Source organism: Vibrio sp. 1F263 (genome assembly GCF_041439035.1).
GTDB classification, from domain to species: domain Bacteria; phylum Pseudomonadota; class Gammaproteobacteria; order Enterobacterales; family Vibrionaceae; genus Vibrio; species Vibrio tasmaniensis_A.
On record NZ_JBGONI010000044.1, the window covers coordinates 1 to 16158 of the forward strand.

The window sequence follows — 16158 nt, forward strand, 5'->3', positions numbered from 1 at the left end:
AGCGCAACCTTGCCAAGGTTGAGGTCATCGGTTCGAACCCGATGTATCGCTCCAGTTTACTTTTCATGGTAAACAAAACTCTTTAAGCCACAGTGTTTAAAGACGACCTTACCGGTCACGCTCTTTCTTTAATGCTGCGAAGCATAATCCCCCCAAAAAGCAAATAATCCTCCATTATGGTGGATATTTTTTTGTCTTAAATTTTTGTTAGCAACAAGAATGCTAGTAAACATCAGGTCTCTGAAGCAGATACTTGAGGTTTTTCATATCTATAAACAGACTTATCCACAAAGTATCAAGTGTGGATAACTTGGTTGATAAAGTTATTTCAGACCTAATTCTTTACATTTCTCTAAAAGATCTTTCTTGTTTTCAGTATATTAGCTGAATTGTGCCGATCGTAACTCATTGTTTTTTATCAGGTTGAATGCTTACCTTGAATTTGATAAAAGATCGTTAACTTGTTGTTTTTTGATCTTAATCATTTATCGGTATTGTGTTTAACTTTACGTGGGTGTCGGAAGTTTACGAGAGTTCTGAATTTTTTCCACATTGTTAGAATTGAGAACAAGGTCAAACATTGTTCGAAAATTATGTGCAACGAGTTGTGTTGTATGGTGGGTTGTTGGTGTGGGTTGACCTGCCAATCGTTGATGGCTAAGGGGCTAGGCGTCTCTTGGTAGCCCTTTCTCAACGATGCGTATTAGCCTGTGCTTTTTGGTGAGGATTTTGCTGCTATTTTTTTGCACACAGCTATTTTTCTGCGTAGAGCTATCTTCTTGCATGCTGCTAGCATTGGGTAACTGTTGTAGTTGTTTATTTAAAGCCCACTCAATATGCACATCCAGCATTTCGTTGTTGCCTCGATGAGATTCCAGTGTTTCAACAATGCGTTGTTGAAATGGCGCATTGCCCATAGCAACAAAAATATTGCGTAACCATTGGGTGTGTCCAATACGTCTTATCGCTGAGCCTTCCATCTTCTTTAGGAAGGTAGCTTCATCCCAACTTGAAAGTGAAACAAGGTCTGCCTCTCGGAAGTCTTCTCTGCGGTGGAAGTCTGTTTGCTCAGTGAGTTCGGCATGGCGGTTCCACGGGCAAACTAACTGACAGTCATCGCAACCGTAAATACGATTACCAATTGCGTCTCTAAACTCTTCCGGGATCACACCATCATATTCAATGGTTAAGTACGAGATACATTTTCGAGCATCCACTACGCCATCAGCAATAATGGCGCCCGTTGGACAAGAGGTGATACATGCGGTGCATTTGCCGCACTCATCGACACTGGGTTCATCTGTTGGAAGAGGTATGTTAACTAACAATTCTCCTAGGAAGAACCAAGAGCCAGCGTCTTTATCAAGAATTAATGAGTGTTTACCTGTCCAGCCCAACCCTGCTTTTTGAGCGAGCGGTCGTTCCAAGATGGGCGCTGAATCTACGAAAGGACGTGAGTCTAAACCTTCGACTTCCTTCTCGATTCTTTGTCCCAGCTTTTTCAACTGGTTGCGGAACAATTTGTGATAATCGCGGCCTAAAGAATAACGGCTGATATAACCTTGAGTGGTATCGCTTAGGTTAGAGGCAAACTGAGCTTCTGGTGGTAGATAGTTCATTCGGGCGCTGATCACTCGAATGGTGCCTGGGTGAAGTTCATTGGGACGAGCACGCATCATCCCATGTCGAGCCATCCAATCCATTTCGCCGTGGTTGCCAGCATCTAGCCATGCTTGAAGAGGGGCTTCATGTTCACTTAAATCAACATCGCAGATGCCAACTTTTTGAAAGCCGAGTTCTTTTCCCCAGATTTTAATTTTTTCAGCAAGATGGTCTAGATTCATGGCTTAATTCTTAATTCTTATTTTCTCTGTTTTACAATTAGAGATAAGGCTAATTAAAATTAGGTTCGGCAAAAATGGGGGCGGATCTTAACGGATCTTAGTGGTATTGACCAGAACAGACGTGTTTTGATCAGTATTTTTCATAGAACTTACACTTGAGTGCTTGTCTCTCAAAAGCATCACGGTTTACTATTCTTGTTCTTTTGATTTTTATATAGTCAACGATCGATTTTTAGAGAACGTATTCATGAGCACGAAACAATTTACTTTGAAAGATGAACAAGCAACGATTCAATTAGGAACGGAGCTTTCTAATCTTTGCTCACAGCAGACAACTATTTATCTGCATGGTGATCTTGGCGCAGGTAAAACGACCTTCAGTCGTGGTTTTGTAAAAGCACTTGGCCATCAAGGAAATGTAAAGAGCCCAACGTATACTCTAGTTGAACCTTATCAACTTGCCGATTGGCAGGTGTACCATTTTGATCTTTATCGCCTAGCTGATCCTGAAGAGTTAGAATTTATGGGGATTCGTGACTACTTCACGCCAGATGCTATCTGTTTGGTTGAATGGCCAGAGAAAGGTTATGGAATGCTACCAGAAGCAGATTTGGATATTGATATTCGTTACCAAGACGATCACCGCATTGTTTCTTTAACCGCTAACAGTGAATACGGACAGCGCTTACTTAGTCAGTTGGAGTTATGTTGATTTCTAGACGCCTTATTTCAGCAGTAGCTATGTTGGTTGCTGTTTTTTCTATACTGTTTTCTTCACTTGTTTCTGCAAACTCACTAAAGAGTTTAAGGGTTTGGCCTTCTCCAGAAGAAACTCGTGTGGTTATCGATTTAAAATCAGAAGCGGATTTCAGCTATTTCACCCTGAGTAGCCCGAGTCGCTTGGTTGTGGATTTAAAAAAGACCAACCTTGCAACTAAGTTACCGGTCGTGGTGAAAGACAGCCCCGTTCTATCTAAGATTCGTAAAAGCTCACCGCCAGACAAAAACACCTATCGCTTGGTTTTTGAGTTAAAGAAGTCGTCTAAAGCAGAGTTGTTTAAACTCAGTCCGACTCCTGGTGGTCAGTACGGACATCGCTTGGTGATCGATTTGCCTCATGGTGCGGCAAGTAAAGGCAAAGCAACATCAACGCCGAGTAAGCCAACAGTGAGTAAGAACCTCAATCAAGTTAAGCGTCAGCGTGATGTTCTGATTGTGATTGACCCAGGCCACGGTGGTGAAGATCCTGGTTCCATTGGCCCATCTCGTAAATATGAGAAGAATGCGACTCTTAGTATTTCGAAAAAGATCGCTGCGCAGTTGAATGCAGTTCCGGGAATCAAAACGCGTTTAACACGTAATGCTGATTACTTTGTAAACCTGAACAGACGTGTTGCAATTGCTCGTGAGAACGAAGCACACCTCTTGATCTCTATTCACGCCGATGCCTTTACGACGCCTCAACCAAGAGGTGGTTCGGTGTTCGTGTTGAATACTCGACGCGCAAACACTGAGATTTCCCGTTGGATTGAGAACAAAGAGAAGCAGTCAGAATTGCTGGGCGGCAGCGGTGCTGCGTTTACTGGCAATATTGCAGATAAAAACGTCAACCAAACCCTGCTTGATTTGCAGTTTAGCCACTCTCAAAAAGAGGGCTATAAACTGGCAACGACCATTCTCTCTGAAATGGGTAAGGTCGCAAAACTGCATAACAGTAAGCCGATTAACACCAGCTTGGCAGTGTTACGTTCACCACAAATTCCATCGGTACTTGTAGAAACGGGCTTTATTTCGAATCCGACCGAAGAGAAGCTTCTTTTCCAACGTTCGCATCAAGACAAACTTGCGCGAGCTGTGACCAAAGCGGTCGTTAAATATTTGAAAGCGAATCCACCAGAAGGGATTGTTATTTCTAACGCGGCGGCATCTTCTAACTCTACCAGTCAGCACAAAGTACAGCGTGGTGAATCATTGTCTGTGATTGCGAAGAGGTACGGCACGTCTACACAAGCATTAGTGAAGTTGAATGGTTTGAAGTCGACGAGCTTAGCGGTAGGGCAAATTCTAAAAATTCCAAGCTCGGGTTCACAAGCGGCTACCACAACAAGCCGTAAAACGGTGACACACACGGTTAAGTCTGGAGAGTACTTAGGCAAGATAGCTAGCCGTTACAAAGTATCGGTAGCAAGCATTAAACGTGAGAACCGCTTGAAATCAGAAACCGTGAGAGTAGGCCAAAAGTTACGTATTACGGTTGAAGTAAAAGATATACCTCTACGTAAACATAAAGTCGCAAGAGGCGATTATCTTGGCAAGATTGCTTCGAAATATGGTGTGAGTGTCAACAGTATCCGTCAAGCAAACAAACTACGTTCCGATGAGTTGGCCATTGGCCAAGTGCTGATTATTCCGCACAAATAGTTGGCTAATGTTGAAGTAATGTTTAGAACATAGAAGCAATCTCAAACGCGAGAAGTGCTTCTATAAATGGCAGTAAGGTAGCTATACATATGACGATCAAAATACTGCCAGCTCGGCTAGCTAACCAAATCGCAGCGGGTGAAGTGGTAGAAAGACCTGCTTCTGTTGTGAAAGAGTTGGTTGAGAACAGTTTGGATTCTGGTGCGACACGTATCGATATCGATATCGAGAAAGGTGGCGCTAAGATGATCCGCGTTCGTGACAACGGCAAGGGCATTGTTAAAGATGAGCTTGCCTTGGCATTAAGCCGTCATGCTACCTCTAAAATTCATACTCTTGATGACCTTGAAGCGATCGTCAGCCTCGGTTTCCGAGGTGAAGCACTGGCGAGTATTAGCTCTGTTGCGCGTCTAACTATGACTTCACGCCCTACGACTCAGGATCAAGCTTGGGCTGCACATAGTGAAGGTCGTGATATGCAGGTGAAACTGCAGCCAGCAGCGCATCCCATTGGCACCTCGGTTGAGGTATTGGATCTGTTCTTCAATACTCCGGCACGACGTAAATTCTTACGCACCGAGAAAACCGAATTCACGCATATCGATGAGCTGCTTAAACGCATTGCATTGAGCCGTTTTGATGTGACGATTAACCTTCGTCATAACGGTAAAATGATTCGTCAGTACCGAGCTGCAAAAACACAAGTTCAAGCCGAAAAGCGCATCGCAGCAGTATGCGGCAATCCATTTGTTCGCCATATGCTTAAGATTGAGTTAGAGCATCAAGGTTTGAAACTTCACGGCTGGATTACCACACCTGAAGGTGCAAGGCAGCAAAGCGATCTGCAATACTGTTATGTGAATGGTCGTATGATGCGTGACAAGCTGATCAATCATGCGATTCGTCAAAGCTACGAAACTAGCTTGCGCCCAGACCAATTTGCGACGTATGTGTTGTTCATTGAGCTAGACCCACATCAGGTGGACGTGAATGTTCATCCTGCAAAACATGAAGTGCGTTTCCATCAAGCCCGCCTTGTACACGACTTTATCTACCAAGCCTTGAGTGATGGCTTGGCACAAAGCAAACAGATTGATGCGGTACCGATTAAACAGTCTGCGTTTCATCAATCAGAAGTGATACATCATCAGCAAGATAGCTCGAATTCGGGTATCGGAGAGATTGCCAGTTTCTCAGAGCCTGAAAGCATAATGCCGAGCAGTTCAGAACAACCTCAAGTATCTGATAGTGAAAGATATGCTATTGAGCAAACGCCAGCCTACCCAAGAAAAGCCGAATCTGAACAGGTTTATGATAACCCTCAGCACAGCGTTAATGATGGTGGGCAGCGTTATAGCTCACCAGCTAACCGAGGTTCATCGTCTAGCAGAGGCTCGTCGGATCGCGAAACCAGTTTTACAGGCTCGCCTCGCCAAGAGTGGATAGAGTCTCGACCTGAACCTAAAAAAGAAAAAGAGCCGCACCAACATCATGGTGAACCTGCTCCATCTAAGCGAGAAGTGAAGGCCTATAAAGAGCTTCTGAAAACGCCAGGTTTTGATGACCAAGTTGTAGAACCATTCTCACCTCAAGACCATGTGGTACCAGTAGAAACCAGAGACAACATAGAAAATAAAGAAGCTAAGCCTGCTCAACAGAATCCAGTCCATTCAAAGCCAAGAGTACCTGTGACGGACTTGGGCAAAGCGGTCTCGATTGTGGAACGTCAGTATTTGGTGATGGGTAATAAGAACGGCAGTGTGTTGGTTTCTTTGGCTAAGGCTGAGTTATTGCGTGTTGTTGGCCAGCTTGATACGCGTGATGGCGCGTTAAAGAGCCAACCATTATTAGTGCCTTTATCCATCAAATTAGGCGCTGATTTAGTCGGTGTCGCTAAGGCGCTAAGTCCAATGCTGTCTGTGCTTGGTATCGAGCTTAAAGCTAGGAATAACGAAGCGATAATGGTGATGGGAGTGCCTTCTCCTTTGAGGCAGCAAAACTTACAAATTTTGATCCCAGATCTGTTATCGTACGCGGCTTCAATAAACGTTCAGGCCTCGGAAACTCAAGGTCATAGCTTTTCTAGCGACACGTTACCATTACTGGTTAACTGGATCGGGATTCAGACAGCACAAGTAAAAAACGACTACACTTTATCTGAAGCGGTTCAACTAGTTGGGGAACTTGAGCAACTTTGGCATGGTCTACTTCCATTAGATGATCCCGAATTTGTTAATCCTATCGACTTTTCTGCAACCATCGCTGCTTTTATGGCTTAGTTTGTAGGTGAATTTTCACAGCTGAGTTTTAGATAAATTAAGCTTATTTACGGCTTCGGCTGTTTACGATTTAACTGTTGCGATGAGGCTTTTCTTAGTAGACAAGAGTATCGCGACATGAAGCCTTTTAATTAAGTGCTCTAACAGAGAAATAAATACAAAATATCATGACTGAAAAATTACCTTTAGCGTTGTTTTTAATGGGCCCAACGGCATCAGGAAAAACAGATTTAGCTATCCGCTTGCGTCAGAAATACCCGGTAGAGATCATCAGTGTCGATTCGGCGCTAATCTACAAAGACATGGATATTGGTACTGCTAAGCCGGATGCAGGAGAGCTCGCGCTCGCGCCTCATCGCTTGATTGATATTCTCGATCCAAGCGAAGCGTATTCTGCGGCTGACTTTCGTCGTGATGCGATCAGTGAAATGAATAAGATTGTAGCGGAAGGTAAAATCCCGCTACTTGTTGGTGGCACAATGCTTTACTACAAGGCATTGTTGGAAGGTTTATCGCCACTACCCGCCGCGGATCAAGAGATTCGTAAGCAGATTGAAGCGGAGTCTATTGAACAGGGTTGGCAGGCATTGCACGATCAATTAAGAGAGATAGATCCCGTATCCGCTGAAAGAATACACCCAAATGATCCACAAAGGCTTTCAAGGGCATTGGAAGTTTATCGAATTTCGGGTAAAACATTAACAGAGCTAACTCAAACGAAAGGCGATAGCCTGCCATTTCGTGTAAAACAATTTGCAATAGCTCCCAAGGAAAGGAAAGAACTCCATCGCCGCATTGAGCTGCGTTTCGAGAAGATGATAGAAGCGGGATTTGAAGATGAAATGAAAGCGTTGTACGCCAGAGAAGATCTTCACCCTGAACTGCCATCGATCCGATGCGTTGGTTATAGGCAGATGTGGGATTATTTAGATGGGAATTGCGATTTAGACGAAGCGGTTTTCCGTGGTGTCTGCGCAACCCGTCAATTGGCCAAGCGACAAATCACCTGGTTACGCAGTTGGGATGATTTAACTTGGTTGGATAGCGAAAACATTGAACAGGCGTTAGAAACTCTTTCAGATGCAATAGCATCTGATTAGTATTGCTGTGTATAATGTGATCGCTTTTGCGTGAATATACTCTGGAAAGGATCAGTTGTTGAGGCTTTTAAAAATCACAGCCTTTCAATAACAACGGAGTTTTTTTATTCGTTTAGCTCAGATGCAAAGGCCGCACCTTTTTGTGCACCACTAGCTAAATAATTACAACAAAATATAAATAAGGAAAATAAAATGGCTAAGGGGCAATCGCTACAAGACCCATTCCTAAATGCACTCCGTCGTGAGCGCATTCCAGTCTCTATCTATCTTGTTAACGGCATCAAGCTGCAAGGTCAGATCGAGTCTTTCGATCAATTCGTGATCTTATTGAAGAACACAGTAAACCAAATGGTTTACAAGCATGCGATTTCTACTGTGGTTCCTGCTCGTGCAGTGAGTCACCACAGCGGCGAGCAACAACGCGCGCCATCTGATCGTCCTGAGAAGACTGAAGATTAATCGTTCAATTGATACAGCTTGCGCTGTAATAAGGAGTTGGTTGCTTGTTTGACCGTTATGAATCCGGCGAGCGAGCCGTACTTGTTCATATCAACTTCACGCAAGAGGGAGAATGGGAAGACCTGAGCGAATGTGAAATGCTGGTCTCCTCAGCGGGGGTAGAAACGCTACAAGTGATTACTGGTAGCCGGCAATCCCCACTCCCTAAATACTACGTTGGAGAAGGTAAAGCCCTAGAAATCGCACAAGCTGTTCAGCTAACCGGTGCTGAAATTGTGATTTTTAACCACTCCCTCTCTCCTGCCCAAGAGCGAAACCTCGAGCAATTGTGTAAATGTCGTGTGATTGATCGCACGGGTTTGATCTTAGATATCTTTGCACAACGTGCGCGAACTCATGAAGGTAAGCTACAAGTTGAGCTCGCTCAGCTTCGTCATATCTCTACTCGATTGATTCGTGGTTGGACTCACCTTGAAAGGCAGAAAGGTGGTATTGGTCTTCGTGGTCCAGGTGAAACTCAACTGGAAACCGATCGACGTTTGTTGCGTGACCGTATAAAGGCAATATTACGTCGTTTAGCGAAAGTCGCTAAGCAGCGTGAACAAGGACGACGTGCTCGTAATCGAGCTGAAATCCCAACAATTTCTTTGGTTGGTTATACCAACGCGGGGAAATCAACACTTTTCAATCGCATCACAAGTGCTGGTGTTTATGCGGCAGACCAACTGTTTGCAACCTTAGACCCAACACTACGTAAGATTGATTTGGCAGATGTCGGGCCTGCAATTCTCGCAGATACCGTAGGTTTTATCCGTCATCTACCACACGACTTGGTCGCTGCGTTCAAGGCTACGTTACAAGAGACGCAGGAAGCTGACATTTTGTTACATGTTGTTGATGCCAGTGATGACCGCTTTCGTGAGAACATTCAGGCTGTTCATGAAGTATTAGAAGAAATCGATGCTCATGAAGTGCCAACCCTTGTAGTCATGAACAAAATTGACTGCATGGAAGACCAAAAACCTCGAATTGAAAGAGACGAAGAGAGCGCACCTCGCGCTGTTTGGGTTTCTGCAATGGAAGGAGAAGGCATTGAACTGCTGTTTGAAGCTTTAACTGAGCGTTTAGCAAGTCAAATGGTTCAATTCCGATTGTGTATTCCACATCAACATCAGGGCCGTATTCGTAGCTTATTCTTTGAGATGAAATGTATTCAACAAGAAGAGTATGATGAAAATGGTAACTTGTTGATAGATATCCGAATGCAACAAATAGATTGGTCTAAACTTGAAAAAAGAGAAGGGGCACTCTTAGGTGGCTTTATCGTTACCAAAGAGACTGCTACAGTATAACGTCATATCAAATGATGGAGCTTTCTAATGGCGTGGAATGAGCCTGGAAATAACAACAACGGCGATAATAACGGCCGCGATAACGACCCTTGGGGTAAGAACAATAATCGCGGCGGCCGAGATCAAGGACCGCCAGACTTAGACGAAGTGTTTAGTAAACTAAGTCAAAAGTTAGGTGGCAAGTTTGGTAAAAAAGGTGGCAACGGTAACGGGCCATCTATTGGTGGTGGCGGTGCGATTGGCTTTGGTGTCATTGCTGTCATTGCGATTGCTATCTGGTTCTTCGCTGGTTTCTATACCGTTGGCGAAGCAGAAAGAGCAGTAGTACTTCGACTGGGTCAGTTCGACCGTATCGAGGAACCTGGTCTTAACTGGCACCCACGCTTTATCGATGAAATCAAAGATGAGCAACTGGTAAACGTTCAAGCGATTCGTTCTCTACGTGCTGCTGGCACCATGCTAACGAAAGATGAAAACGTTGTGACCGTTGAAATGGGTGTTCAATACCGTGTTTCTGACCCATACAAATACTTGTATCGTGTAACGAATGCAGACGACAGTTTACGCCAAGCAACCGATTCTGCGCTTCGTGCGGTAATTGGTGACTCACTAATGGATAGTATCTTGACAAGTGGTCGTCAGCAGATTCGTCAAAGCACTCAAGAAACGTTGAACCGTATTATTGATAGCTACGACATGGGGATTCTGATTGTTGACGTGAACTTCCAGTCAGCACGTCCACCTGAGCAAGTGAAAGATGCATTTGATGATGCTATCGCGGCTCGTGAGGATGAAGAGCGTTTCGAGCGTGAAGCTGAAGCTTACCGAAATGACATTCTTCCAAAAGCAACAGGTCGTGCTGAGCGTTTGAAGAAAGAAGCGGTGGGTTACTCAGAGCGCACAGTTAATGGTGCTCTAGGTCAAGTAGCTCAGTTCGAGAAACTGCTACCTGAATACCAAGCTGCTCCTGAAGTAACACGTAACCGTATGTACCTTGATACAATGGAAAAAGTGTACTCAAGCACATCGAAAGTCCTGATTGATTCTGAATCAAGCGGTAACTTGCTATACCTACCAATTGATAAGCTAGGCGCACAAGGTGGTTCTCAGTCGGGCACTCGCCCTGCAAAAACATCATCAACTTACGATCAAATTGAGTTAGAAACTCAAGCAGATCCAAAGTCTAGCACTCAAACTCGTTCAGACAGTTCACGTCAAGGGAGATACTAATAATGCGTAAATTAATGATCCCTGTATTAGTTGTGACGATTGCCCTTCTATTGATGTCACTATTTGTGATTCAAGAAGGCGAACGTGGCATGGTAATTCGTTTTGGTCGAGTTCTCGATGACAACGGCGTATCACGAATCTATGAACCAGGCTTGCACTTTAAACTGCCGATGTTTGATCGCGTAAAAGTACTTGATGCTCGTATTCAAACGATGGATGGTCGTTCTGACCGTTTCGTAACATCAGAGAAAAAAGACGTTCTAATTGATACCTACGCAAAATGGCGTATTGCTGATTTTGGACGTTTTTATCTGAGTACCGGCGGCGGCAATATCATGACGGCAGAAGCACTTCTTGAGCGTAAAGTGACAGATGTTCTTCGTTCTGAAATTGGTTCTCGTGAAATTAAGCAGATCGTATCAGGCCCTCGTAATAAGGACATCCTGCCAGACTCTGCTGATAGCGAAGTTGTCACAACGGTAGCGGCTGCAGAAGCACTAGAAGTTGATGGCGAACGCGATAAGATCATGGAAAACGTTTTGTCTGGAACGGCAGAAAGTGCGATGGCTGATTTAGGTGTTGAAGTTGTTGATTTCCGAATGAAGAAGATTAACCTTCCTGACGAAATCAGTGAATCTATCTACCGCCGTATGCGTGCAGAACGTGAGTCGGTTGCTCGTAGACACCGTTCACAAGGTCGTGAGAAAGCAGAAGTTATCCGTGCTCAAGCTGAGCTAGAAGTCGCGACTGTTCTTGCTGAAGCTGACCGTACTGCTCGAGTGACTCGTGGTGATGCTGATGCAGAAGCAGCGAAGATCTACTCTGATGCATTTAGCAAAGACCCTGAGTTCTATGGCTTCATGCGTTCACTGCAAGCTTATGAGACATCATTTAGCGATAAGAGCGACATTCTAGTACTGGATCCGAAGACTGACTTCTTCCAATACATGAATCAAGCAAGCGGTGCTCCAGCAAAATAAGCTGATTTGTTAATTCATTAAATTAGCGAAGTACCTAAAAATCAAAAGGCTCCCATAATGGGAGCCTTTTTGTTTTCTATTCGTTGAAGACTGCAGGTGACCATTGAATCTTCGAGGGAAGTCGTAGTGACAGCTCCGTACTTTGAGAAAACCTAACGGTAGGTCATGAAAGCGATAACGGCACCAGCCACCACAAGACAACCGCCAATACGGCGCAGTTGGGTGTCTGGTTGCTCGCTCAGTTGCGCGACCATGTTTCTCCAGCCATTGGGGGCAATCAAGGGGCCGAGCCCTTCAACGATAAGAACGAGCCCAATAGCGAGCCAAATTGATTGAGACATGGTTCTGCCTTTTGTCTATAAAATGCAATGATATCAGCATCTTTACACATTCGCCCTCAGTTATCGCTGGTTTATTTTTGTACAGCGTTAACGTTTATGAACAAAAAGTGACTGCAAGAAGTGTGATTCAGTGCTAGAATCCATTTTTAATTAGCAACAGAAATTGGAAAGATGGGAAATAACGTAGTCGTTCTAGGCACCCAATGGGGTGATGAAGGTAAAGGTAAAATCGTTGACCTTTTAACTGAAGATGCAAAATACGTGGTTCGCTACCAAGGCGGTCACAATGCAGGTCACACACTTGTAATTGACGGTGAAAAAACCGTTCTTCACTTAATTCCATCAGGCATCCTACGCAATAACGTTAAATGTGTTATTGGTAACGGTGTTGTATTATCGCCTGACGCACTTCTTAAAGAGATGAAGCCTCTTGAAGATCGCGGTATCCCAGTGCGTGAGCGTCTTTTCATCTCTGAAGCTTGTCCTCTAATTCTTCCGTACCATATTGCTATCGACAACGCGCGTGAAATCGCTCGTGGCGCTAAAGCTATCGGTACAACAGGTCGTGGTATCGGTCCTGCTTACGAAGATAAAGTTGCTCGTCGCGGTCTACGCGTTGGCGACCTTTTCGATAAAGAAGCATTTGCTGAGAAGCTAAAAGAAGTTATGGAATTCCACAACTTCCAACTAGAGCACTTCTACAAAGCTGAAACAGTAAGCTACGAAGAAGTACTTGAGCAAGCGATGAGCTACGCAGACATGTTAACTGCGATGGTTATCGACGTAACTGACGAACTAGACGCAGCACGTAAGCGCGGCGACAAGATTATGTTTGAAGGTGCTCAAGGTACGCTACTAGATATCGACCACGGTACTTACCCATACGTAACGTCTTCTAACACGACTGCTGGTGGTGTTGCTGCAGGTTCTGGTTTCGGTCCTCGTCACATCGGTTACATCCTTGGTATTACTAAGGCTTACTGTACTCGTGTTGGTTCAGGTCCATTCCCTACAGAGCTATACGATGGCCTTGAGAAACAAGACCCAGTTGGTAAACACCTAGGCGATGTTGGTCACGAGTTTGGCGCAACTACTGGTCGTCTACGTCGTACAGGTTGGTTCGATGCTGTTGCTATGCGTCGTGCAATCCAAATCAACTCTCTATCTGGTATGTGTCTAACTAAACTAGACGTTCTAGATGGCCTAGAAGAACTAAAAATCTGTACTGGTTACAAGATGAAAGATGGTTCTATCCTAGAAGTTTCTCCAATGGCTGCTGAGTCATTCGAAGAAGCGACGCCAATCTACGAAACAATGCCTGGTTGGTCTGAAAACACATTTGGTGCTAAATCTATCGATGCGCTTCCACAAGCTGCTCTAGATTACATCAAGCGTATCGAAGACCTAACTGGCGTTCCAATTGATATCGTATCAACTGGCCCAGATCGTAACGAAACTATCATCAAGGTTCACCCATACGGCGCATAATGCCAGCTGAGTGATTACCACAGCACGAACCGTACTGTGATAATGAAATAGTTTTCTGAAAGCCGACTTTATTAAGTCGGCTTTTTAATACCTGCAATTTGAAAACGAAGCCGTTCGTGATGATCTTTTGAACGCCATATGGCAAAATATTGCCCATTAGCGGCAAGTTTTGTCTAAAGCCGCCAAGGTTATTGCCGATACAGATATCATGGAAAGTGAAGTTCACCCTATTTTGGTGCGTGCAGAAATCGTCTGCTGCCCTCAATAGATAGCTTTAACGACAGATAATAGAGTGCAGGTATGAAGCTACGAATTGTAGCAGCTTCATTGATAGTGGCGCTGAGCTCACCCTTGAGTCATGCAGATTTGGCTGATGTGGGAGAGCCCGTTCCAATATATACAGAAGCTGAACTGATTAATTTAATTGAGAATAATCAACACCTAGAGCGAGTGAAAGCTGATAAGTGCCAGTTAGTTGAAGATATCGTTGCTCGTGCAACGCGTATTAGCTTGCCTTCTTATGAGTTTTTATACGGTGATATGCTGGCTTGGGGTGTGTGTGTTCCGCAAGATGTAGAGCTTGGCCTTTACTATATGGAAAACGCGGCACATCAAGGTTTACCAGCGGCACTCGAGCAGTTAGGACGTTATTATTCTCTTGGCACTTTGGTGCAACAAGACAAAGAGCGTGCGATCCCGTATTTACGTGAAGCCGCCTCGATGGGTAACTTAAGTGCAAGTATCCACTTAGCGGAACTCTTGCTACGTGATTACGGTAGCCCGTTAGATTATGAAGATGCTTATCGCTGGTTATACAACTCGGTGACAGCGGATCAAAGGCAACATAAGCGTATAACTGTGCTTCGAAGCGGTTTGGAGCGGAGAATGCCAGACAACATTATCGCTCGAGCAAAACGTCGAGACGTGTTCTGGTAATTACAATTATTAATTAAGATAGATGGTTAACGACTGCACTCGTTAACCATCTATCTTGATCGAGAAAGATATCGATATAAAAAGGCCTCATAGGTAAATACCTATGAGGCCTTTTTTGATCTGAACGGAAAGCCGTTTATTTCATTCGATGACGTTACTGAACAACTTCACCAGATTCAATTACCGTCTTACGAACGACTTTGGTGAAATCGAGTGCTTCTTGGCGAATTTGATCTTCATCGACCGTTAGCATGTCGCGATCTTGCATGATGATCTTGCCATCAACGATGGTGTGACGAACGTTCCCCGAGTTAGCTGAGTAAACTAATGCAGAGTATGGGTTGTACACAGGAACCATGTTTGGAGCCTTGGTGTCGATCACTATGATGTCGGCTAGCTTGCCTGCTTCAAGAGAGCCGATCTTATCTTCCATGTGTAGTGCTTTTGCTGCGCCCATTGTTGCCATGTCGATCACTTTGATCGGCGGCATTGCAGCACGATCTTTATTCACCAATTTGTGAACCTTAGCGACTTGGTTGAACTCATCAATGGTGCTCAATGTGTTACCAGACATTGGGCCATCAGTACCTAAACCGATACGTACATTTTCGTCATACATCTTAAGCGCAGGTGACACGCCTTTTGCTGACTTGATGTTGGCACTCATGTTGTGAGCTACGCCCATATCTGATTTTTTCACTAGCTCGATATCATGATCGTCTACTAGGATCATGTGTGCGCCAACTAAGTTTTTGTTTAGTGCACCAATGCTGTCCATGTATTGAACCGGAGATAAACCTTCAGCTCGTTTTGCAATTTTTTCTTCTTCACGATGAGATTCAGCTAAGTGAATCATTACTGGAACATCAAGTTCTAGAGAAAGCTTTGCTACTTTTTGAAGGACTTCGGTTGTGTTTGTGTAAGGGGCGTGAGGAGCAAATGCAGGCGTAATACGCGGGTGATCTTTATATTCTTCAATGAAGTTCAATGCGTATTTAATACCTTCTTCCGCGTTTGCTGCATCAGCCACTGGGAATTTGATTACTGTTTCGCCTAATACTGCGCGCATACCAATTTTATCAACAGTTTTAGCGACTTCGTCTTCAAAGTAGTACATATCAGCGTAAGTAGTTACGCCACCTTTTACCATTTCAACGTTACCAAGGTTAGCGCCTATACGAACCATATCGCGAGAGACTAACTTAGCTTCAAGTGGGAAGATGTAGCGGTGCAAGCGATCAGGCACATCATCGGCCAACGAACGGAAAACCGTCATGGATACGTGAGTATGAGTATTGATGAGACCTGGCATTACGATATCGCCATCAACGTCTAGCACTTGTTTAGCTTGGTACTGCTTCTCTAGCGAAGCATCGCCAACCGCAATGATTTTGTTGTCTTTAACGACAACAGTGCCGCTCTCGTAAACCGTTTTTTCTTGGTTCATGGTTAGAACCATGGCATCGGTTATCATCAGGTCAGCTTTTTCCATTGCAGAACTCGCAAATGGAAATAGAGCTAGGCTTGCCATCGCTGAAGCCAATAGGGTGCGTTTTAGTTTCATATCAGTACTCAGAACAGGTGTTGGTAAAGTGTGTGGATAATAGTGTATTTCATTCATGGCGCAAACGTTTGTTTTATCGTTTGCTTGAAATTTTGATGATTGCCCGCGTCTATGAAGTGATGTTTCACAAAGTGAAGATATGTATCAATCTTAGGTTATTTTAG

Annotated in this window: 13 protein-coding genes; 10 read left to right on the plus strand and 3 right to left on the minus strand. The window is 44.3% G+C overall.

Translation table 11 applies throughout. The features are described from left to right. Positions 1-665: 665 nt before the first annotated feature. Positions 666-1844, minus strand: a complete 1179-nt coding sequence (gene queG, locus ACED25_RS20230) for a tRNA epoxyqueuosine(34) reductase QueG (RefSeq protein ID WP_122046761.1) — start codon at positions 1842-1844, stop codon at positions 666-668. Between the two features lie 247 nt (positions 1845-2091). On the opposite strand from queG, the gene tsaE reads away from it, so the two are divergent. From tsaE to hflC, 8 genes are all read left to right on the plus strand, one after another. After that, the gene (gene tsaE / locus ACED25_RS20235; RefSeq protein ID WP_004735870.1) at positions 2092-2556 is read left to right on the plus strand and encodes a tRNA (adenosine(37)-N6)-threonylcarbamoyltransferase complex ATPase subunit type 1 TsaE; all 465 of its coding nucleotides are present in this window, start codon (positions 2092-2094) and stop codon (positions 2554-2556) included. Beyond that, a complete protein-coding gene (locus tag ACED25_RS20240) occupies positions 2550-4265 on the plus strand; it encodes an N-acetylmuramoyl-L-alanine amidase (protein ID WP_371695940.1) in 1716 nt (571 codons plus the stop codon). The genes tsaE and ACED25_RS20240 overlap by 7 nt, the downstream gene beginning before the upstream one ends. Positions 4266-4354: 89 nt before the next feature. Further along, positions 4355-6544, plus strand: coding sequence for a DNA mismatch repair endonuclease MutL (gene mutL / locus ACED25_RS20245; RefSeq protein WP_371695941.1), 2190 nt, complete (start codon positions 4355-4357; stop codon positions 6542-6544). Positions 6545-6711: 167 nt separating this feature from the next. After that, positions 6712-7644, plus strand: coding sequence for a tRNA (adenosine(37)-N6)-dimethylallyltransferase MiaA (miaA, locus tag ACED25_RS20250; RefSeq protein WP_009847880.1), 933 nt, complete (start codon positions 6712-6714; stop codon positions 7642-7644). 192 nt (positions 7645-7836) lie between these two features. Beyond that, on the plus strand, positions 7837-8103 hold the full coding sequence (gene hfq / locus ACED25_RS20255; protein WP_004735866.1) for an RNA chaperone Hfq: 267 nt from the start codon (positions 7837-7839) through the stop codon (positions 8101-8103). Positions 8104-8147: 44 nt separating this feature from the next. Beyond that, a complete protein-coding gene (gene hflX / locus ACED25_RS20260) occupies positions 8148-9455 on the plus strand; it encodes a ribosome rescue GTPase HflX (protein WP_371695942.1) in 1308 nt (435 codons plus the stop codon). 27 nt (positions 9456-9482) lie between these two features. Continuing rightward, positions 9483-10685 (plus strand): FtsH protease activity modulator HflK, encoded by a 1203-nt coding sequence (gene hflK / locus ACED25_RS20265; RefSeq protein ID WP_009847882.1) that lies wholly within the window; start codon positions 9483-9485, stop codon positions 10683-10685. Between the two features lie 2 nt (positions 10686-10687). Beyond that, on the plus strand, positions 10688-11665 hold the full coding sequence (gene hflC / locus ACED25_RS20270) for a protease modulator HflC (RefSeq protein ID WP_009847883.1): 978 nt from the start codon (positions 10688-10690) through the stop codon (positions 11663-11665). Between the two features lie 152 nt (positions 11666-11817). On the opposite strand, the gene ACED25_RS20275 is transcribed toward hflC, so the two are convergent. Further along, entirely contained in the window at positions 11818-12006 is a 189-nt protein-coding gene (locus ACED25_RS20275) for a DUF2065 domain-containing protein (RefSeq protein WP_010434105.1), read from the minus strand. A gap of 171 nt (positions 12007-12177) precedes the next feature. On the opposite strand from ACED25_RS20275, the gene ACED25_RS20280 reads away from it, so the two are divergent. Beyond that, complete coding sequence (locus ACED25_RS20280) at positions 12178-13494, plus strand: adenylosuccinate synthase (protein WP_010434108.1); 1317 nt, start codon at positions 12178-12180, stop codon at positions 13492-13494. A gap of 300 nt (positions 13495-13794) precedes the next feature. Further along, complete coding sequence (locus ACED25_RS20285; protein WP_009847886.1) at positions 13795-14430, plus strand: tetratricopeptide repeat protein; 636 nt, start codon at positions 13795-13797, stop codon at positions 14428-14430. Between the two features lie 154 nt (positions 14431-14584). On the opposite strand, the gene ACED25_RS20290 is transcribed toward ACED25_RS20285, so the two are convergent. Then, complete coding sequence (locus tag ACED25_RS20290; protein ID WP_009847887.1) at positions 14585-15994, minus strand: amidohydrolase; 1410 nt, start codon at positions 15992-15994, stop codon at positions 14585-14587. Positions 15995-16158: the final 164 nt, after the last annotated feature.

Excerpts from the sequence above, each read along its gene's own strand:
- ACED25_RS20290 (WP_009847887.1), bottom strand. The coding sequence starts at position 15,994 with ATGAAACTAAAACGCACCCTATTGGCTTCAGCGATGGCAAGCCTAGCT.
- miaA (WP_009847880.1), top strand. The coding sequence starts at position 6,712 with ATGACTGAAAAATTACCTTTAGCGTTGTTTTTAATGGGCCCAACGGCA.
- ACED25_RS20240 (WP_371695940.1), top strand. The coding sequence starts at position 2,550 with ATGTTGATTTCTAGACGCCTTATTTCAGCAGTAGCTATGTTGGTTGCT.
- mutL (WP_371695941.1), top strand. The coding sequence starts at position 4,355 with ATGACGATCAAAATACTGCCAGCTCGGCTAGCTAACCAAATCGCAGCG.
- tsaE (WP_004735870.1), top strand. The coding sequence starts at position 2,092 with ATGAGCACGAAACAATTTACTTTGAAAGATGAACAAGCAACGATTCAA.
- ACED25_RS20280 (WP_010434108.1), top strand. The coding sequence starts at position 12,178 with ATGGGAAATAACGTAGTCGTTCTAGGCACCCAATGGGGTGATGAAGGT.
- hflK (WP_009847882.1), top strand. The coding sequence starts at position 9,483 with ATGGCGTGGAATGAGCCTGGAAATAACAACAACGGCGATAATAACGGC.
- ACED25_RS20285 (WP_009847886.1), top strand. The coding sequence starts at position 13,795 with ATGAAGCTACGAATTGTAGCAGCTTCATTGATAGTGGCGCTGAGCTCA.
- ACED25_RS20275 (WP_010434105.1), bottom strand. The coding sequence starts at position 12,006 with ATGTCTCAATCAATTTGGCTCGCTATTGGGCTCGTTCTTATCGTTGAA.
- hflC (WP_009847883.1), top strand. The coding sequence starts at position 10,688 with ATGCGTAAATTAATGATCCCTGTATTAGTTGTGACGATTGCCCTTCTA.
- hfq (WP_004735866.1), top strand. The coding sequence starts at position 7,837 with ATGGCTAAGGGGCAATCGCTACAAGACCCATTCCTAAATGCACTCCGT.
- queG (WP_122046761.1), bottom strand. The coding sequence starts at position 1,844 with ATGAATCTAGACCATCTTGCTGAAAAAATTAAAATCTGGGGAAAAGAA.